At 49.0% G+C, this 20,599-nt stretch carries 17 protein-coding genes, 1 pseudogene and 1 riboswitch; of the genes and pseudogenes, 10 read left to right on the forward strand and 8 right to left on the reverse strand.

Going from position 1 to position 20,599, the window contains the following annotated elements:
* Positions 1-13: 13 nt before the first annotated feature.
* Positions 14-1,261, reverse strand: a complete 1,248-nt coding sequence (locus ACFO4L_RS00205) for an L-lactate MFS transporter (RefSeq protein WP_377907617.1) — start codon at positions 1,259-1,261, stop codon at positions 14-16.
* Between the two features lie 362 nt (positions 1,262-1,623).
* On the opposite strand from ACFO4L_RS00205, the gene ACFO4L_RS00210 reads away from it, so the two are divergent.
* A complete protein-coding gene (locus ACFO4L_RS00210) occupies positions 1,624-1,854 on the forward strand; it encodes a hypothetical protein (protein WP_377907618.1) in 231 nt (76 codons plus the stop codon).
* 861 nt (positions 1,855-2,715) lie between these two features.
* Here ACFO4L_RS00210 and ACFO4L_RS00215 read toward each other — a convergent pair.
* On the reverse strand, positions 2,716-3,258 hold the full coding sequence (locus ACFO4L_RS00215) for a cupin domain-containing protein (protein ID WP_377907619.1): 543 nt from the start codon (positions 3,256-3,258) through the stop codon (positions 2,716-2,718).
* A 558-nt stretch (positions 3,259-3,816) separates the two neighbouring features.
* Positions 3,817-4,074 carry a hypothetical protein gene (locus ACFO4L_RS00220; protein WP_377907620.1) on the reverse strand — a complete coding sequence of 86 codons (258 nt, stop codon included), beginning with the start codon at positions 4,072-4,074 and terminating at the stop codon, positions 3,817-3,819.
* A gap of 414 nt (positions 4,075-4,488) precedes the next feature.
* On the opposite strand from ACFO4L_RS00220, the gene ACFO4L_RS00225 reads away from it, so the two are divergent.
* The 6 genes from ACFO4L_RS00225 (at position 4,489) to ACFO4L_RS00250 (ending at position 10,640) form a co-directional block, all read left to right on the forward strand.
* Positions 4,489-5,451, forward strand: a complete 963-nt coding sequence (locus ACFO4L_RS00225) for an N-acetylglucosamine kinase (protein ID WP_377907621.1) — start codon at positions 4,489-4,491, stop codon at positions 5,449-5,451.
* 5 nt (positions 5,452-5,456) lie between these two features.
* Complete coding sequence (gene murQ, locus ACFO4L_RS00230; protein WP_377907623.1) at positions 5,457-6,377, forward strand: N-acetylmuramic acid 6-phosphate etherase; 921 nt, start codon at positions 5,457-5,459, stop codon at positions 6,375-6,377.
* A gap of 71 nt (positions 6,378-6,448) precedes the next feature.
* Positions 6,449-7,816, forward strand: coding sequence for an ABC transporter substrate-binding protein (locus ACFO4L_RS00235; RefSeq protein WP_377907767.1), 1,368 nt, complete (start codon positions 6,449-6,451; stop codon positions 7,814-7,816).
* A gap of 139 nt (positions 7,817-7,955) precedes the next feature.
* Positions 7,956-8,849 carry a carbohydrate ABC transporter permease gene (locus ACFO4L_RS00240; protein WP_377907624.1) on the forward strand — a complete coding sequence of 298 codons (894 nt, stop codon included), beginning with the start codon at positions 7,956-7,958 and terminating at the stop codon, positions 8,847-8,849.
* 29 nt (positions 8,850-8,878) lie between these two features.
* A complete protein-coding gene (locus ACFO4L_RS00245) occupies positions 8,879-9,724 on the forward strand; it encodes a carbohydrate ABC transporter permease (RefSeq protein ID WP_377907625.1) in 846 nt (281 codons plus the stop codon).
* A 31-nt stretch (positions 9,725-9,755) separates the two neighbouring features.
* A complete protein-coding gene (locus ACFO4L_RS00250) occupies positions 9,756-10,640 on the forward strand; it encodes a MurR/RpiR family transcriptional regulator (RefSeq protein ID WP_465251172.1) in 885 nt (294 codons plus the stop codon).
* Between the two features lie 92 nt (positions 10,641-10,732).
* On the opposite strand, the gene ACFO4L_RS00255 is transcribed toward ACFO4L_RS00250, so the two are convergent.
* From ACFO4L_RS00255 to ACFO4L_RS00265, 3 genes are all read right to left on the reverse strand, one after another.
* Positions 10,733-11,587, reverse strand: a complete 855-nt coding sequence (locus ACFO4L_RS00255; protein WP_377907627.1) for a transglutaminase family protein — start codon at positions 11,585-11,587, stop codon at positions 10,733-10,735.
* A 299-nt stretch (positions 11,588-11,886) separates the two neighbouring features.
* Positions 11,887-12,156, reverse strand: coding sequence for a 30S ribosomal protein S14 (gene rpsN, locus ACFO4L_RS00260; RefSeq protein WP_377907628.1), 270 nt, complete (start codon positions 12,154-12,156; stop codon positions 11,887-11,889).
* Between the two features lie 246 nt (positions 12,157-12,402).
* Positions 12,403-13,716, reverse strand: a complete 1,314-nt coding sequence (locus ACFO4L_RS00265) for a C40 family peptidase (RefSeq protein WP_377907629.1) — start codon at positions 13,714-13,716, stop codon at positions 12,403-12,405.
* Positions 13,717-13,900: 184 nt separating this feature from the next.
* Here ACFO4L_RS00265 and ACFO4L_RS00270 point away from each other — a divergent pair, with 184 nt between their 5' ends.
* Together ACFO4L_RS00270 and ACFO4L_RS00275 are read left to right on the forward strand one after the other, a co-directional pair.
* Positions 13,901-14,527: an FMN-dependent NADH-azoreductase gene (locus tag ACFO4L_RS00270; protein ID WP_377907630.1), complete on the forward strand. Its 627-nt coding sequence runs from the start codon at positions 13,901-13,903 to the stop codon at positions 14,525-14,527.
* A 928-nt stretch (positions 14,528-15,455) separates the two neighbouring features.
* Positions 15,456-16,343: a helix-turn-helix domain-containing protein gene (locus ACFO4L_RS00275; RefSeq protein WP_377907631.1), complete on the forward strand. Its 888-nt coding sequence runs from the start codon at positions 15,456-15,458 to the stop codon at positions 16,341-16,343.
* Here the strand turns inward: ACFO4L_RS00275 and ACFO4L_RS00280 are convergent.
* Both ACFO4L_RS00280 and ACFO4L_RS00285 read right to left on the reverse strand, forming a co-directional pair.
* The gene (locus ACFO4L_RS00280; protein ID WP_377907632.1) at positions 16,289-18,355 is read right to left on the reverse strand and encodes a flagellar assembly protein A; all 2,067 of its coding nucleotides are present in this window, start codon (positions 18,353-18,355) and stop codon (positions 16,289-16,291) included. The genes ACFO4L_RS00275 and ACFO4L_RS00280 overlap by 55 nt on opposite strands.
* A gap of 32 nt (positions 18,356-18,387) precedes the next feature.
* Positions 18,388-18,472, reverse strand: a riboswitch (cyclic di-GMP riboswitch).
* A 489-nt stretch (positions 18,473-18,961) separates the two neighbouring features.
* Positions 18,962-19,738, reverse strand: a complete 777-nt coding sequence (locus tag ACFO4L_RS00285) for a hypothetical protein (RefSeq protein WP_377907633.1) — start codon at positions 19,736-19,738, stop codon at positions 18,962-18,964.
* 141 nt (positions 19,739-19,879) lie between these two features.
* Here ACFO4L_RS00285 and ACFO4L_RS00290 point away from each other — a divergent pair.
* Positions 19,880-20,401 (forward strand): annotated as a pseudogene (locus tag ACFO4L_RS00290) (protoglobin domain-containing protein); the annotation flags it as partial.
* Positions 20,402-20,599: the final 198 nt, after the last annotated feature.

Here is a 20,599-nt window from a genome sequence, read left to right on the forward strand (position 1 = left end):
TCTGAAGCGCTTGTCAACTTGCGAGCTTCTGATCCGCTTTCGCTTCCCGAAGTCTTCGGATGTCGACCCGGATAATGAGAGAGACGAATAAGGCGATCACAAACATGCCGCCGAAGATATAAAGCGTTGCTGCATAGCTTTCCGTGATCTCCCGCACCTGTGCCGCAATGATTGGTCCGGCAAGGCCGGCAAGCGCCCAGGCAGTCAAAATGTAGCCGTGAATCGCGCCGAGCTGCTTCGTTCCGAACATATCTCCAATATAGGCCGGGATTGAAGCAAAGCCGCCGCCGTAACATGTCATGATTAAAAACAGCACGATCTGGAAGGCGATTGCATGGGTCAGCGACGGAAGCATAAAGAAGGCTGCGATCTGAATGGCGAAAAATGCTGTGTACACGTTCGGTCGTCCGATGTAGTCGGAAATCGAAGCCCAGGCCAGTCGTCCGGCCCCGTTGAAGAAGCCCATGATTCCAACCATCGTTGCAGCAGCCGCCGCCGAAAGTCCGGCAATTTCCTGTCCCATCGGTGAAGCAACTGCCAGGATCGCGATCCCGCAGGTCACGTTAATGAACAGCATAATCCAAAGAAACCAGAAGCGTTTTGTTTTCACGGCTTCATTTGCAGTAAGCTGGGAAAGATCGCCTCCGCTTTTCGCTTTTTCAGCCTGGAGTTCCTTCATATAGCCTTCCGGCGGACGCTCCAGGTACAGCGAAGAAGCAAACATAATGACAAAGTAGGCGGTACCAAGAATAAAGAAGGTAGAAGCAATGCCGACAGAGTCGATCAGCGACGCCATAATGGGACTGGCGATCATGGCAGCGAAACCAAAGCCCATGATAGCAAGACCTGTCGCTAAGCCGCGCCGGTCGGGAAACCATTTCACAAGGGTGGATACCGGCGTGATATAACCGACGCCGAGTCCGATGCCGCCGAGCGCTCCGTACGTGAAATAAAGCAGATAGAGTGACTCTGCCTGAACGGCAAAGCCAGCTCCTATCAAGCCGGCACCGAAAAAGGATGCGGAAACGAGACCTGAAATGCGAGGTCCGTATTTCTCAACAAAGTGCCCCATAAAAGCAGCTGATAGTCCGAGAAAAACAATGGCGATACTGAACGTCATGGAAATAGCGCTGAGGCTCCAGCCAAATTGTTCAGACAGCGGATTAGTGAATACGCTCCATGCATAGACAGAGCCGATCGAAATGTGAATACCTACAGCGGCCAGCGCGATCAGCCAGCGGTTCTTTAATTTTCCATTCATCATGCTGCACTCCCTTTTGTGTAGTCAAGATTTTGATCAGCCGCCAATAAAAAAACCGCTGCCTTTTCAAGGAGAATAGTCTTCTCCCTGAACGGCAACGGTAAACGACAGCAGGTGCGCTGCTGAACGGCCAACGTAGCGTTTTACTAGATAGCTGCATTTTCGTGAAACCGGTGACAGGGTCGCTGTTCCGCGTCATCACGATGCAGGATGTATGATTGCACTCATTATAATACCTGCTAATGTAAGCATTTACAATAGAACGAGTGAAAAAAGTTCAATTTTTGGACACAATTGCAGCTTTTGTTGCGGGAGTCTAAAGAATTTCGTATAATGACCACAGTTGCAAGGAGGGATGTAACATGACCTGTTCGATCGATCACAGTTTACAAGATGTTCAGCAGAAGCTGGAATCTCAAAAGTCCTATCTGCCAATAGAGCTCTATGAAGCAAGTGTCCGCTATCTGGAAACAGCCAGTCATCAGACGGCACTAAACGAAATGTTCCATCTGCTGAAAAAGTATGATCTTGTATCAGAAGAAGAAAAACGAATCAGAGAGGCGTCACTTGCGACGCTGCTCCACTCTGCTTAAATGCAGTACGTGAAATGGGCCCGGCAGTCCTGTTAAGGACTGCCGGGCTCAGGCTGTTGAGAAAGTCTTTCCACTTACATATTTATTCGTTTGATTGTATTTTCCCTCTGCTTACCTAACCTGCCGTGGGCTGGCCTTCAGCTATTTCTCAGGGCGACCCCCATATGAAGGGAAGAAAGGCACGGGAGGATGGCGCGGCTTCACTTGGACTCAGGCTTCTCACAAGAAGCCTTCAAGAGCCGGTCCGGCTCCGCTCGCGCTTTTCATGCCGTTCAAGATCGAACGGTTATGAGGCTTCACTCGGACTCAGGCTTCTTACAAGAAGCCTTCAAGAGCCAGTCCGGCTCCGCTCGTGCGTGGATGCCGTTCGCAGATCTGAACGGCACGGCATCTTCAGGCTGCGCGGCTTCCACGGGCACGCCGGACACATCGGGAAAACGGCTCTGTTTGTTGGAGAACAACGTCACGACAGGCAGACGCGACTGCTTTTTTTCATTTATCGTGAATATGATGAAGTACGGTCACCCCGATTCAACATCGAAACGTCTCATCGGGAAGGATCTAGCTGTTTGGAAGCCGATCGTGCAGACCTAACCAAGTACGTGAAACAGACTGCCAGCTGCCGACATCGAAGGAGCTCGACTCCTGGAGGATCAGAACGAGGCGAAGATCCAGCGCTTCCGACAGCAGAAGGAAGAGCCGAGCCCGTTCCCTCCGGAAAGCGAGTGTCCGCAGATACAGGCAGATGCAACGTTATCCACCTAACATGACTTCATCAACATTCTGGGCCCAGCAGTCCTGTTAAGGACTGCCGAGCTTTCTAATTGGAGCATTTTCAGTGACAGCAGGATAAACGCGTCTTTATGAATGAACGTAGGTTTCTATCAGCTCTTCACGAACGCCCTTCTGCTCAGCTTCTTCCTTCCATTCCTCCAGCATCTCCATTCCCTCTACGATCGTGTTCTGCATGTCAAGAACGACAGCAGTATGAAGCGGGTTAGCAAGCTGGCCTTCTTCCGTATAAAGCCCATCCTCCAGCAGTCCATACAAAATGCACATAGATTCCTGAAAATAGTGGGCGGGGGTGAGCGTTACGCGAAACGTAACCGATCTGGACGTAGATGCGTTTTTAAACATATGTGGTGTGTTAATGGGAATACTGATTCGTCCGCTGTCCGGACTCAGGTCCATCTGTTCACCGCTGCGCTCAATATGCAGCTTGCCAGACACGACTTCAAACATTTCCTCGAATTTTTCGTGATAGTGCACGGGCGGACCGGAAGCGCCCGGCGGCAGGTATACTTCGATTTTCTCGTAGCCCTGACCAGCCGGAGCTTTTTCGAGAAACGTGATGCGCTCTCCTGTCAGCTTATTTGTAATGGATTGCTTCGGTATAGAAGTCATACCATTACCTCCTTCTCTTTTATTTACCATATTGTACCTTAAAAAGAAAACGGTTACCATAAAAAGGCATGTAATGATGTCTGAAACCTAAATAGTCATGTAAGGAACCAGACGACAATAGGCAGAAATGGATATTCAAGCAGCGAAGAGAACGAGGACAGCTGGTATAGGGAAGGGGATAGAAAGATGAGAAAGCAGGATGTGTGGATGTTTTTGGGAGGAGTTGCAGCTGCCATTGCTGTGCTGTCATTGCTTCATGCGCTGGGAGTACCGGGGGTTTGACACCGTATTACCGTTTATATTTGGTGAAGACAATGTGCTCGCATAGGATCGCTGTTGGTATTGCGTATTGTTTTCCTGCTCGTGCTCGTCTCCAAAAGAGAAAAATCTTCCTCATAAACCAGGTGTCGGCACTGTATTTGCATTAGGGCACCAGTTGAAGAAGTCACCTGCTGCAATCTGCGTCTATAACTAAAAAGGTAAAGCAACATAGAAGACCCCGGTCATTCCCATGGGAATGACCGGGGTCTTTTTCAATCATGCAGAAAGGTTAACTGGTTAATTGCTCCGCTCGGCAGCGAGAGCTTTTGAGAGATCGGTCTGCTTTTGTTCAAGCCGGAACTGCAAGCTTTGAATTTTTGATTCAATTGCAATAATGTCCCGTCTGGAGCGGATAATCATGTAGTCGCTTCTATGATTACGGCCGGCTGCCTTTTTTCGCTCCAGCTTGTCCGTTTCTCTGCGTATCTGGCCTTTCAGCCTTTCTACATCTCTTTTTATCACATCAGCAACAGATTCGGATTCTTTCATGGCCATGGTGTCATCTCCCTCCTGTTACGTGCGCGACGTTTTCTGGAAGCATCATTCCTAAAAATAGTCGTATAGTCACGTACTATTCTACTACCCGTAGGTAGAAGTGTACTAAACCTTCTTTCGTGAAAAAAAGTGCTTCTCAAATACTTGTTTTCTTTATCATATCAAATTTGATTGGAAATGCGTGGGAAAACGTCCTGCTTCTAAAGAGCCGAATTAGCAGCTTGCAAACCTTGTAAGATCAGCAGCTGCAGAATAAGCTGCAGGCCCAAACTAACATTACAAGCAGATAAATACAAAAAGTCAGAGAAATCAAAAAAATAAATGAAATATAGTTACAAATATTAAAAATATTGTTGACATAATAATTCATTAACGGTAAGCTCTACTTATTCAACGAACAGGAGGCTGTCCAGCATGTATGTGATAGGGGTTGATGGAGGCGGAACGAATTCCAGAGCTGCAGCAGCTTTTGTAACGGCAAGCGGGCTGGACCGGGAATCAGCAGTCATCCAGGGAAATGGATCCAATCCAAGAGCTGTCGGCTTTGAGCAGATGCGAGAGGAACTGACTGAATTACTTTCCTCATTATTGAAAGCGCATTCAATTCGAGCAGGCGATGTTGCAGGAATCTGCTGCGGACTTGCAGGAGCCGGGCGCCTGCATGATCAGCTGCGGGCTCAGGCAGAGCTGAGAAAAGCTGTCTCACAGCTTGGCATATCAGCATCTGCCTGTATCGATGTGTATGCCGATTCCGTTACAGCATTGGAGGGGGCGATACCGGGACCCGGGGAAGGTATTCTTATCATCGCCGGGACTGGATCAAACGCTATTGGAAGAACGAAGACAGGAGATTTGTTTCACTGTGGTGGATGGGGGCACTTGCTCGGTGACGAAGGCGGCGGTTACCGTATCGGGCTGGAAGCGCTGCAGGCGGTTGTCCGGGCAGCTGACGGACGTGCATCACCAACAAGCTTAACCTCATCACTGCTCTCGTTTTTTGGTTTGCAGGAGCCGGAGGATCTCGTATCGTTCGTGTATGAGCATGCAGGAAAAAGGGAGATTGCGTCTGCTGCACCGCTCGTCATGGAAGCGGCAGAGGGTGGGGATGAGGCTGCTGCAGGCATTGTGCATCAGGCTGTTGAAGAACTTTGCCTTCATGTCCGCAGCTTGCATGACCAGGCAGGTACGTTTTCGCCTCATGTTCCGGTGGCAGCTGAAGGGTCTCTGATTAAGCAGGCGCCAGGATTTCAAAAGCAGTTCCGCCATCTGCTGAAGGCAGACGGACTGGGCACGTGGGCAGAATCTGCGGCAGACCCGCTTGAAGGGGCGCTGCAACTCGCAGCCAGACGTATTTATGACACAGGAAAAGTCAGGTGATATCAATGGGAAAAGAGCTGTCAGCGCTTTTGACAGAACAGCGTAATCCAGCGAGTATGCGGCTGAGTGATATGAGCACAGCCGATATGCTGAAAACAATGAACCAGGAAGACAAAAAAGTAGCCGATGCTGTAGCAGAAGCTTTACCTGCCGTCGAACAGGCAATCGAACGAATAGTGGAAAAACTGGAACGAGGGGGGCGGCTCTTTTACGTCGGTGCAGGCACATCCGGCAGGCTTGGCTATATGGATTCCTCTGAATGCCCGCCTACGTTCATGACAGATCCGGAGATGGTGCAGACCGTCATGGCTGGCGGAGATGGTGCAGTCGAACAGGCCAAAGAAAATTCAGAAGATGACGGTGTGCAGGGAAAACGTGATCTGCAGGGAAGAATGCTGCGCGCAACAGATGCGGTTATTGGCATCACAGCAAGCGGCCGGACCCCGTACCCGATCGGAGCGGTCACCTATGCCAGAGAGATTGGGGCAGCAGCTATTTCCCTTTCGTGTAATCCGCAGTCGGAAATAAGCGCTTATGCAGATGTGGCCATAGAAGTTATTACAGGCCCGGAAGTGCTGACCGGATCCACACGCTTGAAAGCGGGCTCGGCTCATAAAATGGTGCTGAACATGATCAGCACGAGCGTCATGGTGAAGCTCGGTAAAGTACACGAAAATCTGATGGTGGACGTGCATGCGAGTAACTACAAGCTTCGCGAACGAGCAAAGCAGATTGTCAGTGATTTAACAGGCCTGTCGGTTACAGAAGCACATGACGTGCTAGAGAAAGCTTCATGGAAGGTGAAGCCCGCGATTGTGATGATCAAAGCAGGTGTCGGAGTCGACGAAGCTTTAGAAGCAATCGAGAACTCAAATGGATGTGTTAAACAAGCAGCCAGTCAGGCACAAGCAGGGAAACAAGGTTGATCCGGCCGGATTTATTCGGCGTTTCATCATACACTAACTTTCTGAAGGGGGAAGAAAAAGTGAAAAAATCAATGAAGCGTTCGCTGACAGCAGCATGCTCCACTGGTCTTATGATCGGACTCTTGGCAGCATGCGGCGGAGAAGAAGAAAACAACGGCAATGGGGCAGAAGCAGAGGAGAACAATAATAACAGCAACGCCGCAGCTGACAACGGAGAAAGCGGAGATGGCGACATCTCAGGCGAGCTTGAGATTCAGTATTTTGTCGGAGGCTACGGCGACTCGTGGTGGAAGGAAGTCATTGCAGATTTTCAGGAAGAGTATCCGGACGTGGAAATCATTGAACATGCGGGACCGAACGTTAATGATGAAATGAGATCACGCTGGGTGTCCGACGATCCGCCTGATGTTGTGTATATAGACGGAGCTGGATCCAGTGAAACTCAGATGGTGGAAGATGGACAGCTGATGGACTTAACTGACTGGCTTGAAGAGGTGGAGACAGCAGACGGCAACATGCTTTCTGACAGCTTTATCGTAGATCCGGCCACATATGACGGACAAATCTACAGCCTGCCGCTTGTGTTTGATACGTGGGGCACTTGGTATAACGCCGCCCAGTTTGAAGCAGAAGGGTATGACGTTCCTGAAGATTTCCCTAGCTACATGGATACAATGGGGGATATTCAAAGCAATGAAGATATTCAACCATTCGTAACGACAGGACAGCACCCTTACTACTTCCTGCGCGGTGTGCTCACACCTGCATTCGGTGCAGCTGGAGGGGATGAGCTTCTGGCGGATATCGTAACCGGTGAAGAGGGCGTCTGGGAGCGGGACGAGGTCGTTGCCCAAATGGAAAAGGTAGCTGAGATGCAGGAAGCTGGATACATTGATGACGGATTTGGCGCATTAAACCATACGCAGTCGCAGATGAACTTCCTGCTCGGAGATAACGCGTTTATCCCGGTTGGATTCTGGCTGCCGAATGAAATGGCCGGCGATGTGCCGGATGACTTTGAATTTGGCTTTATTCCGTCACCGATGCAGGACGAAGGAGAACCTTATGCGATTGTTCCAGACCTTCGACCGCTTGCTGTAGCTGAAAATGCAGACAATCCGGATGCTGCGAAAGCATTTGTAGAATTTGTCTTCACTCAGGAGTACGCTACGCTCTTCTCTGAGCATACAGGTGCCATCATGAACCTGGAAGGCGTCGATCTATCCGAAAATGAAGAAGTGCCGGATTATCTGATTGAGGCAAATGCGATGATCAATGACGAAGAGCAGGTGCAGATTTACCACCGTCCGCATCCGATGAGCGCGGATTTGGAAACGCCGATTGGGGATGCACTGACGGCTCTGATGCTTGGCAACAGCACAGTGGATGAATTCATTGAGGCTGCAGAGGCTGCTACAGCAGACTACAGAGGCGAATAAAAGAGTCTGATGCAGACGGTCCTCTTTAGCACCTTGTAACACAAATCGGCTGTCCCGGAATACAGGCGGGACAGCCACTTTTATAAAAGCGCGGAGGCTAAGCAGCGCGCAAAGTTTGAACGGGAGAGAAGGGATAGCATTGGTAACGACGAAAAAACAAAAATACTTATTTCTGGCATTCTGTCTCGTACCGACATTTCTTTTATTTGCTGTTTTTACGCTTTATCCAATGATCAGCGGACTTTATTTTTCCTTTTTCAGCTGGTCCGGAGCAGCAGCAAACCGGGAATTTGTAGGAATTGATAACTATATCCGACTCTTCAACGATGGCATCATTCCGCGGACCATCCTCCATGATTATTTTCTTGTGGTAACGAAGGTGCTCGGAATCATGGTATTGGCAATGTATTTCGCAGTGGCGATCATGCAGATGAAGCTGAAGGAAGCACCGTTTTACCGGATTATTTTTTTCTTCCCGAATATCATGTCGGTTGTTGTTATCGGGATTTTATGGACGTTCATTTACAATCCGAATCTCGGCCTGGTGAACTCTGCTTTGGAGGCAGTAGGACTGGAAAATTTAACACGCCCGTGGCTTGGAAGCGAAACGTGGGCGCTCCCCTCTCTTGTGCTGCCATCCATCTGGGCCGGGATCGGCTTGTTCATGCTGATGTTGATGGGGGGCATTGCGACGATCTCCAAGAGCTATTATGAAGCAGCAGAGCTTGACGGAGCGACAGAATGGCAGCAGTTCTGGAAGGTAACCGTACCGCTGCTCTGGCCGCAAATCAAGGTTTCCATTCTCTATATCGTTATCACGACGCTGAACGGCTCGTTTATCATCGTGCAGATCATGACCGGTGGCGGTCCGAACAATTCGACCCACGTCATGGGCTCCTACCTGTATCAGCAGGCCTTCGAGCAGTACAATTTCGGCTATGGAGCGACGATCGGCGTCATGATTCTGGTCATTTCATTGGTGACAGTGCTGGTGCTCGCCAGACTGCTGAAGCGGGAGAAAGTGCAGTATTAGCATGAGCGATATGCAGAGGAGGAACAGCAATGGAGGATAAAAAGAAAGGACATATATTGAAGCGATTCGGCCTGCGGATTCCGTTGGTGCTGTGGTCGCTCGCCGTGTTGTATCCGATTTTCTGGATGATGCTCGGTTCGTTCAAAACGAATGCAGAGATATATGCAAATCCGTGGGGACTGCCCGAATCATTTGGATTTCAAAATTTTATTGATGCATGGAACAATTACAATATCGATCTTGGGGTATTCAACAGTCTGCTCGTAACGGTGCTCGGCTCCCTGCTGGCTTTAGCCCTGGCAGTGCCGACGTCTTACGCGTTGGAGAGAATGGAATTCAAGGGAAGCACCGTGCTGTTTAATTTGTACATTTCAGCGATGATGATTCCGATGGTGCTGGGGTGGATTCCTTTGTTCTTCCTGCTGATGAACTTCGGTATGCTGGATAATTTGTTCGGTCTTTCTATCGTATATGCCGTCTCCCAGCTGCCGTTCAGCATTTTCGTATTAACGACCTTTATGGGCTCGATCCCAAAGGAGCTGGAAGAATCCGCTGCGATGGACGGCATGAGCCCATACCGGATTTTATGGAAAATCATTACGCCGCTTTCCATGTCCGGCATTATTACGGTTACAATTATGAATGCGATTCAATTTTGGAATGAATATTTTATGGCGCTTATCTTTTTGCAGTCGAGGGAAAACTATACACTGGGACTTGCAATCGATTTCATTAGCAGGGAGGCTTCCTACACCAATGCGTGGGGCACCTTGTTTGCAAGCTTGACGATCGCGATTATTCCAATCATTATTCTCTATGCCATTTTCCAGCGAAGGATCTCAAAAGGCATGACAGAAGGAGCAATCAAAGGCTAGCGCTGGAAAGCATATAGAAGGAGGTACGGCTGTGAACGTCAGTCACAAAGCATTTTCCGGTGGACTTGTGATGCTGAATGAAATGAAGCACAAGCTTCCGGGCTCAGAGAAAAAGGTAGCAGAATACATTATCGAACATCCTAATGATGCGATCCAGCTGACAGCGACCCGGCTGGGGGAAGTGAGCGGTACGAGCAGTGCAGCTGTCATCCGGCTCTGCAAGTCACTTGGATTAAAAGGCTTTCCCGATCTGAAGCTGCGCGTGTCCGGTGATTTGCAAAAAGGGCAGCAGGTTTCCTACAGCAACATCGAGCCCGGCGAAAATCAGGAAGCGATCGTCAATAAGCTGACGAATAACGGTGTCCAGGCGCTCCAGGAAACAGCTGAACTAGTGAATTACGGCGAGCTTGAACGAGCCGTAAAGGCACTCCAGCATGCCGAACGGATTCATTTTTTCGGTGTCGGAGCTTCAGGCATTATCGCCCAGGACGCTCAACAGAAGTTTTTGCGGATGAATAAGGCGGTGTCGTGCTTTACCGATATCCATAATGCAGCGATGTACATTGCCAACGTGAGTGAACAGGATGTTGTCTTTTGTATTTCCTTTTCAGGGGAAACGTACGAAACGCTGAAAATTTTGCAGCTGGCAGAGCAGCGTGGAGCTGTTACGATCAGCCTCACCCGCTACGGGCATTCAGCAATTGCAGACAGAGCGGATATTCCGCTTTTCATCTCAGCGACGAGAGAGGTGCCTGCGCCATTCCGGAGCGGGGCAACATCGTCCAGGCTGGCACAGCTGCACATGATCGACATTTTATTCGTAAGCGTCGTCACGGCTCAATACGAGCTTGCCTCTGATTATTTAAAAGAAATCAAGGACGCAATGGATTTTATGAAAAAAGGCAGAAGAAGCTAAAACGAGTCAGCAAGCATCAAACAAAGAGCCGATGCTGTCCCGCTGTGGGGGAGCATCGGCTCTTCTTGATGGTGATGCACGTTTACGCCAGATCAGTAATCTTCCAGCAGGGTGCAGCTGACGTTCACTTCCATCGTCTGACCGCCGCCGCGGTAAACGCCTTCAAATGGACTCAGATCTGCATAGTCTCTGCCGGTACTGATAATGACGTGATTTTCGAGCGCTTCAACATTATTTGTCGGGTCAAGTCCGCACCATCCAACCCCGGGGATCATCACTTCCACCCAGGCATGGCTGGCGGCGTCCCCGATCATGGCAGACTCTTCTCCAATATATAAATATCCGCTGACATACCGAGCCGGTATCCCGCTGCTGCGCAGCAGACCGAGCATAACGTGGGTATAATCCTGACAGACACCGCTTCTCTGCTGGAGCGAATCTGAAGCGGTCGTAGAAACATCGGTCGTTTCCGTGTTGTAATCGAAATCGCCGTTAATAAAGTTCATGACCTTCACAGCATATTCCGCCGGGTTTTCCACAGGTCCGAGCAGCTGCTGCATCTCCTCTACCTGAGCATCACCTAAAAAGGTGTAGGGTGTAGACTTTAGAAAGGCAAGGTAGTGCTTTTTAAATAATGGAGAATGGAAAATTTCCTGCATTTCTTTCTTATAGGGGACCGATTGAATAAACGGTGTTTTTTGAATGCTGACCTCAGACGTCGTCGTTACGTGAAGCTCCCGGTGCTTTTCAGGGATGAAAAAAGTTTCGACGTTGTTTCCCCAAATATCGACGCTCTCCCGCGTCATGGAGGCAGGCTCGATCTCAAGCTGATAGTGCAAAAGCCGCTGGCATTCGTCTGTCCGTGGTTTCAAGCGCATGTAGTTCAGGCTTTGGTCAACATCGGTTTCATAGAAAAATTTATTTTCGTGCACAATCCGGTAGCGCATACTCCCACACCTCATTTTCCATTGTATTACAGCTACTCTACCCTTTTTTAAGGCTTCATAAGCTGAATCAGGAAAATGAGTTTCTGGACGGAAGAGGCCCATGTTTAAATGACTGATTCATCCGGATTCGTTCTGCAGAGGATTCGATGAGTGCACATGCTCGTAATAAATAAAAAACCCGCTGCGTGAGTCAAACGCAGCGGGTTTGATCCGTTATCAAGGACTTGCTGACCTTCACGTCTACAAAGAAAAGCCAGAAAGCCTTTCTTGAATTGGTTCGGACACCCTGTCGGCCGGCTTTACCAGCTTGCCTTTTTGACGCCGGGGATCTGGCCCTTATGTGCGAGCTCACGAAAAGCAATTCTCGACAGCCGGAACTTCCGCAGCACGCCGTGCGGACGGCCCGTCAGTTCACACCGACGTGTCAGGCGGATAGGATTTGAATCACGGGGCAGCTTTGCCAGCGCTGCATAGTCACCTTTTTCTTTCAACTCTCGGCGAAGCGCTGCATAGCGTTCCACCATTTCGATTCTCTTTTTTTCTTTTGCGATCTTCGACTTCTTTGCCATCTATGCGGACACACCCTTCATATAAATAGTAATCATTACGTTTTGTATGATATCGTAATTATTACGATTTGTAAAGGGTGTGCGGCTGGCCAGCTTATGAGATCCTTCAATATCGGCTGCTGATCACAGGCTCAATGTCAGTATTCCTGTTAAGAAACCAAGCAACTATCCTTGCATGCACGAAAAAACACAGGAGCAAGGGTAATGGCCCCTGCTCCTGTGCGGTTGTTTGCGGATCGATGAAGGTTATTGCATACGCCGTGCACCTTCAAATCGGTCCGCAAAGAAATCGCTGTACTCTAGGTGACGGATTGTGACACCGGATGATTCACTCGCTATGAAAAATAAATCATTGCCGATATAAATTCCTGGAAGCAGCGAGCTGCTTCCTTCAAAGAAAATCACGTCCTCAGGTTCAAGTGCGTCCCGACTTACCTCGGAGCCGGTTTCCCACATGGATGCAGCTCGATCCGGAAGGGAAAGGTCCCTTGCTTCATCGAATACATGGCGGACGAATCCGCTTGTATTAAAACCGTCTTCCGGTGAGCTGCCGCCTGTTTCAAACGGTACGTTCAAGTAATCAGCGGCAGTGCGGAGAAGGTCACTCTCGACGGCCATGTCATCAAAGCGGCGTGTCTCCGTGTAGGCATCCTCCCAGTAATCGTTCAGGCGGCTGATCTGCGTTTTGTTTTCGGTCCGGCTGGCATGGATCATGAAGCCGTCACCGAGATAAATACCGGCGTGCGTAACTTCTCCTTCTTCGCGAAGACTATCTTCTACGTCAACATCTGAAAAGTAAAGTACGTCTCCTGGTCTGGTTTCGTCGGGCTGAATCTCCTGACCAGTCTGTACCTGATCGATCGTTACCCTTGGAAGATAGACGTCCCCGGCTTCGCGGTACACTTCCTGAACGAAAAAGGAACAGTCGAACGCTTCAAGCGTACTGCCGCCGAATTCGTAAGGGGTATCGAGATACTGCATCGATTCTCTAACCGCAGGGTGTTCATGGTCTGTATAGGAAGAGGGGTGAAGCGCCTCTTTTTCATGTTCTGACAAGCGCCGTGCTTCCGTAAAATGATCGCCCCAAAATCCTTCTGTGACATCAACTTCAACGGCCCCGTCACTTGTCGACACAACCACGGCCTGTTCACCGCCGGTATACATCCCGGCCATCAGCGTATCCGCTTCAAAAAAGACAAGGTCTCCGCGCTGTGCTTCCTCAAGCGGAACGGCCTCTCCCAGGTCCTGTTGATGAGCTGCCAGACGGGGCATGCGAATGCCCGTTTCTTCTTCAAATACATACTGAATCAGTCCCGAGCTGTTCAGACCGCTCTCCGGGTCAGTACCATCGGATTCAAACGGTGTCCCAATTAACGCTTCAGCAGCTGCGGCTGCCCTGTCCAGATCGGGATCGAGCTCCCCGAACGATCGCTCGTTATCCTCGCTGTTCTCGTTCTGCGGTGTTTCTGCAGGCTCTGAAAATAGCACATATAAAAACACGCCTGCTGCGGCAATACCGCTGATCAGTAAAATTAGACTCTGCTTCTGCCGCTTATCCATAATCTCCCCCTCTGCTAAATCTCTCTCCGGATTCCCGGATGCTGTCTCTATTGTAGGTCTTATCAACCAATTTGAAAAGCATAAGGAGCTAAGCTTGATTTTGTGTACAAAAATAATTAAACTAAATTTTTGTTAGCACTTATATAAAAGTGACAATTTTCATGAATGCAGGAGGAAGATACAGATGGCTGACGTGTTATTTATTAAAGCAAACTCCCGTCCGGATGATCAGGCGGTTAGTCTGCAGATGTACAATACCTTTAAAGAAAAGTACATGAGTGAAAACCCTGAAGATCAGATTCAGGAGCTTGATCTTTTCGAAGAAAATCTCCCGTACTATGATGCGGACAAAATTCACGGTATGTTCAAAACAGCGAAAGGTCTGGAGCTGACAGCTGAGGAGCAGGAAGCAGCAGAGCTCGTTAAAGGATACTTGGATCAGTTTTTAAAAGCTGACAAAATTGTCATTGCGTTTCCGCTTTGGAATTTTGCTGTGCCGGCTGTCCTGCACACGTACTTTGACTACCTCTGCCAGGCAGGCACAACGTTCCAGTATACGGAGAACGGGCCGCAGGGGCTTCTGTCAGATAAGCGGGTCGTACTGTTGAACGCAAGGGGCGGCGTATATTCTGAAGGCGCAGCAGCGTCAATGGAAATGGCTGTAACTTACGTGGAAACCATTATGACGTTCTTCGGTATTGAAGACCGCACCAGTATCGTCATTGAAGGACACAATCAATTTCCCGATAAGGCCGGAGAGATTATTGAAGCCGGTCTGGAAAAAACAAAAGAAGCAGCGTCCAGCTTCTAATATAAGCATGAAAAAGCTGCCCGGAATAAACTTCCGGGCAGCTTTCAGAGTGTTGATAAAGTCATTTCAGGTGAATGACTTTGCATCTGCCTGCATCTGCGGACCCTCGCTTTCCGGAGGGAACGGCCTCAGCTAACCGCTTCTTCCTTTCGTCAGAAGCGCTGGATCTTCGCCTCGTTCTGATCCTCCCGGAGTCGAGTTTCCTCCGATTTAGCAGCTGGCTGTCCGGTTAAAACCCTGGTGATGAGTCACACGAGCTTGTTCCATCTAAAGGGAACCTTTCGTTAGGCAGCGCTTCGATGTCGAATCGGGATGAACGTCAACGTATCCACCAAAAAAACGCAGCGTCCAGCGATTGGAACGTTTTTCTCCATCAAACAAATTCATTTCCCCTTTGTGTCCGGCGGGGACGCCTGTGGAATTAGCGCAGCCTGAAGATCCTTTCTCAGAGGTTTATCCTGAGAAATAGCTGAAGGCAAGCCCACGGCAGGCTCGGTAAACAGAGGGGAAAGTCAATCAATCGAATAAACATGTAAACAAATTGACTTTATCAACAGCCTGAAGCTGCCCGGATAAACTTCCGGGCAGCTTTTTAGCGAATAAAATGATAGAGCAGAAGAAAGGAGCGGGGCTCGATATCTAAGCTCATCCGTGCTTATAAGGGAGTCCTTTACCGAGCGGTTCAAACACATCAACAGCCTCAGGTCCAACAATCAGCAGTAACGCGGCGGCAGTCATCATGAACATCAACAATTTCATAAAGAGCCCTCCCATTCAAGTTGAATTGATCTGATTATAGCTGATTTTCAACATCGATCAAGGCGGCGTCTCGCTGATTTTCAGCCGGAAAACGACTGAATATGGTTTTTTATCAGTGAAAAACGGTAAAATGTATTCATATACGAATAGTTACTGGGAGATGATGGGATTGCAGCAGGCAGAAATAGGCAAAAAACTAAAGGAGCTGAGAACGTTTTTCGGTGTCTCTCAAAAAGAGCTCTGCAGCGGACTCTGCACGCAGAGTTACATCAGCAAGCTGGAGCAGGGCCTTGTCCATCCTTCCGCAGACTTAACAGCAGAGCTTGCGGAGAGAATGGGGGTCGATATTCAGTATTTGTTTGACGCGTCTGCAGATGTATCCAAAGTGAACTATATGTATACCGTTATGAGATCGATCGCTCAGAGTATGGATCGAACAGACTATAAAGCTGTGCTGATGACGGTCGAGGCAGAAGAACACCATCCAGAATTTCAAAAAGGAACATTTCGGCAGTATCTTCTCTGGCGTAAAGGCATTTGTCTTTATCACGTCAGGGAGAATGTGTCCGAAGCAGTGAAATACTTGGATGAGGCTGCGGAGCTGTCTCCGGCTACCAGGAAAAATCCGACGGTACAGGACCTCGATATCATGCTCAGTAAAGCAATTGTTTTTAGTATGGCAGACAGACAGGTTCAGGCCGAGAACGAGTACCGCCGACTGCTCCATGCTGCAAGGAGACATCCATATCTGTCCGATAACTCGCTGCTCGTCCGCCTCTACTATAATTACAGCAAAAATCAGTTTGAGCAGGAAAAGTGGAAAGAATCTCTCGAACTAGCGGGTAGAGGAATACACCTGTGCCTGCGGGAGGATTCGATGTACATGCTGGGTGAGCTGTATTTTCAGTACGGACAAAGCGGCCGGGAATCCGGCCGCTTCAGCAAAGAGGAGACAAAGCGTTACTATGAGAAAGCCGTGTTTTTATTTCAGCTCCGGGGGAATCAGTTCTTTGCAGACGTTGTTGCAGAAGAACTGGCTGAACTGCTTGAAGACTGAAACAGCTGGAGCCTTCCGTCATCATCCAGCGAAGCTCGGATCTGCTTCGTTTCAGACTCAATCAGCTTTCGCTCCCGTCCGATCGTCAGCACCACATCAGGATGGCAATGGTCAATAGAAATGATACCCGTTTCATCCGTTTCCAAAAGTGTTCTGGCTCCGCCAGGAGAACCGGCCTCCCGAACCGATATTCCACGTCCTGCCTTTAACGTGCCGCCAACGGCACGCTGATGGATCGTGATCACGCCGTCTGCTTCCATATAGGAGTGCAGGACACCTTTCCCGAGAACGTCAATTTCGCCAGCTGAAATGAGCTTGCTGTGAGAGGCATAGCGAATAGCAATTCTAGATCTGCTGACAGAAGGGCTCTCCAGCAGATCATGCAGCTGGAATGCCTTCTGCTGCAAATCACGAAAGAGCTGATCCTCTGCTTCATGTGCACGGTGAAACGTGAGCAGGGCAGTTTGGAGCTGCTCGCCAACATTACGCCACTGTTCTTCAAATAAGCCGGAATGAAGCAAATGGTCGACAAGCTGCTCGGTATCGCTGCGAAGCCGAGGGTACTTTTTTTCCTGCAAAGCCCGGATCAGCGGACCGCGGCCGCGCTGCTTTTCATAAGAGGCCTGAAAAGCAGGGGAGTCAACGACCTGATAAAAGACTCGTAAAAAAGACGGGTAGGTATGCAAAAATGTTTTCAGCAGCTTGATTGTTTTTACATGAGCTGTTTTGCTCGTCCCTGCTGTAAGAGTTGAATGCAGCACGCTGCCGTTAACGGTAATGGAGCCTGCAGCGTGTAAGGACGACTGCTCGCTGTGAGCGTGAATCCATACATCTCCTGCTGCTTCCACCTTCATGCCGTCCTCGACAGACCCAATCACTTCAACATCCCCTGTAAAGCGGATGTTTCCGTCTCCAAGCTGCAGGTTCCCATCATGAACGAGCTTCGGCAGAATGGATAACCGCACGTGCTGTCCCTGCTTCTTTAAAAGAGGACGCCCGGCAATAGAAGCCGTAATCGTTTTCGTTTCTTCATCGAGTTCAATACCCGCTCCTGCCTGAACCGCGATCGGCCTGCCTGCTTTAGCTTGAAGCACATCTCCAAACAGGCTGAGGCCATCTTCGCCGGCTGTTGGATCAATGATCGATCCTAAAACGACTCCTTCTTCAACGGCCGGAATCCGAATCGAATCCCTAAAATCAATCGTTCCGTCCGGCTTCTCCCGGTACATTTTCTGTTCTGTCTGCAAATTGATCTTAAAGTCAATCCGGCCGTCTTTTCCGTGCTTCGGCAGCTTTCCTGCCGCTATTTGGACAGTGGTCTCTTGAATAGACGCACATGCTTCCCGAATCACATCCGTTTGAATACCGTAGGTAATATCCATCCGTTCCAGCTGCTCTATGACGTTTGTTTCTGTCAGCTGATTTAACGGTGTTTCCTCTTTGGAAATACTGACATACAGATGTTCGGCGGGCGGATGATCATTGATTGCAGCAGTATAGTACGCTCCAGGCTTTACATTCAGCGTAACGAGCTGCTGTTTTTTATCAATAGAAACAGACCAGGTGGTTTCACGAGGCGGGACGTTGATCGAAAACTCCAGTATATCTCCCTCAGTTAGCGGAGTGGTTCTACCAGTTTGTCTGCCATTTTTAGAAGCGGTCACTTCATCCGGCAGGTGAAGAACAGGACGTTTGGGTCCGTTTCCTTCAAAATAGAGAACGCCATCTTTCATCCAGGCGGTCCCCTCCAGTCTCCTGGATAAGTTTTCATCTCTGCTGGCATCAAGCGGCTCATCGAGGTAGGAATCCAGCGTGTCCAGCCAGCTTTCTTCTAGCGGCTCCTCCGTCCATGCGCGTATTTTAGCCTTTGATTTTCTCAGACCAAAAAACAGATTCTCCCCATGGCTGATAATGTCGATGTGTAGAGCATTTGCTGGTGTATGCAGCGTTTTTTCTGCCTTGGCAATCGCTTTTTCCACTGTTTCTGCTTCGAACTCATGTACGTTACGCATTCATACCCCGCCTTCCTTGGTGAAGGTTTATATGCGGCAGCCCGGCTGTCATAGGAGGTTTCCCTTAGATCCGCGGCTTTGCGTCCCTGTTTTTCAACAGGTTTGCCCCCGAACTTCTTCTCTTACTGTAAGTTTACTATGAGTTTAGGCATGAGCAAGTACTATTTTCAAAAAAATCCATTATCTGCAGTCTTATTATCCTGGTTCTTTATTTACTTATTCGTATAGCAGGGGATGGAGTAAATCTCCACCTGCAGACGGATAGAAAATTCAATCTGCCGCCCGCTTTTTTGAGGTGAAGAAGACTCTACAATAAAAGCATAAGGAGGCGGTAAACGATGACACGCAAACGAAAAACGTTGTTGGAAAAGCTGAGGTATATTCCGAACGAACGTCGTTCAACGTACAGGAGAGAAAGGCTTTTGGAAATGTACGATGGTATCCGTCGTGGGCTCTAGGAGAAGGGGAGAGAATAAGGAATGGTGTTGAAGAGCCGGAGAAAGTCTTGCCGGGGGAGGAAACAGACGCGGAATAAAAGGAACCGGGGCTCAAACGGGTGCTCCGGTTCCTTCTGTATTTGGTTCAGCTTGGCAGCGCCGGATCTGGTTAAGGGTAACGACGTTCTTTCTCTTCCTCCTGAAAGGACCGCTTCATACGGGATCGGAGCTTATCTGCATTTTGCTGAATCATTTTTTCGCGACGTTCATGCTTGACGACCTGCATCTTTTTCGCTTCGTCTCTCATAACCGATTCGTTTTGAACGAGCTGCTGATAAAAAACCTGGTTCGCGCGATTTAGCTTGTCCCACAAGTTGTGACGGTTCATCAACGCAATCCAGTCGCGCAGGGTATCGGTTTGGCGGCTTAAGGAATCGATCATGTCGAACTGAAGCACCTCCAGTTCGGCAGCTGATTGAATGGCTGCTTCAATGTCTTCAGCTTCGATAGGTCTGCCGCTGTCTTCAAGCTCAGCCAGCACGTTTTGAAACTGATCATACACTTGCTTATATTTGAGTTGTATTTTTAAAAGGTGGTTGATCAGGCGGTAACCTGGCTGCAGGTCATTGCGATCCGCTTCTTCCATCACACCAAGCGGCTTTCGGAAAAGATCGAGCTGAATCCCGGCACGCATCCTTGCCTCTTCTTTAATAAAGCCTGCCAGATGGTAAAACGAGTGGAGCTGTTTATGAGCAGCAGCTGCGTCCAGCGTGTTTTCTTCGTGACGGGAAATCACTGCATAGCCGACGGGCTGCTTAGAGCGCAAGTATTCTATGTAATAATAGTCAGTTTCCGCTACACGGACAGGATATGGATATAAATGAATTTTCTCGAATGTTTGTTTATGTCTGCGTGCTTTCCGCTTTACCAGCCAATTCGTCAGCATAAGCAATCCCTCCTCGGTCTGCACTTGATATTTTAGCATACCTGCTCTTCAGAATCTTCGGCAGTTTGCCGATATCAAGGGAAGAATTACAACCTGCAGCAAGTTAGTGGAATAAGATAGTCAAGAGGGGGATGCAGAAAAATGAAGTGGTTTCAACGGTCGGACAAACAACAACCTGCAGCAGTCCTGCAAAAGGGGAGTATAACGGTAGCTGATCCGGATATTAAACGCCAAATGGAAATGACAGGATTCTCTGAAGAGATGCTCGGTGTACTGGCTGCTTTTCGGCCATCGGTGGAAGAACGGATCGGGGAGCTCGTCGATTTCTTTTATGCTAATCTTGAAATCAAGCCTCACTTAATGGAGATCATTGAAGCGAACAGCTCTGTCGACAGGCTGAAACAAACGCTTCGCAAGCATATTTCTGAAATGTTCACTGATACGATCGATGATGCCTTTGTTGAAAAGCGAATTCGTATTGCAAAGGTGCACGTGAAGATTGGTCTGGAGCCGAAATGGTATTTGAGTGCTTATCAGGCACTGCAGCTCAAGTTGTTTTCGCTCGTCTATGAGGTTTACGGTCCAACCGAAGCTGAAACGGTCGTCAAAGCCGTATCATCGATTGTCAGCTTCGAGCAGCAGCTCGTGCTGGAAGCATTTGAAGAGGAGCTTCAGGCTGTGCGTAAAAAAGAAGAAGCATTACGTCACCAGCTCGATCGTTATATTACGGGGAAATCCGAAGAGCTCGGGGCGATCTCGCAGGAGACGAACGCTTCTATGGAAGAAATGAAGCTGCAGGCTGAAGGCATTACGAAGAACTCGCAGAACGGCACCGTGATTTCGAGTGCATCAAAAGAGTCG

This window comes from Bacillus daqingensis (assembly GCF_042654445.1).
Lineage (GTDB): Bacteria > Bacillota > Bacilli > Bacillales > Salisediminibacteriaceae > Alkalicoccus > Alkalicoccus luteus.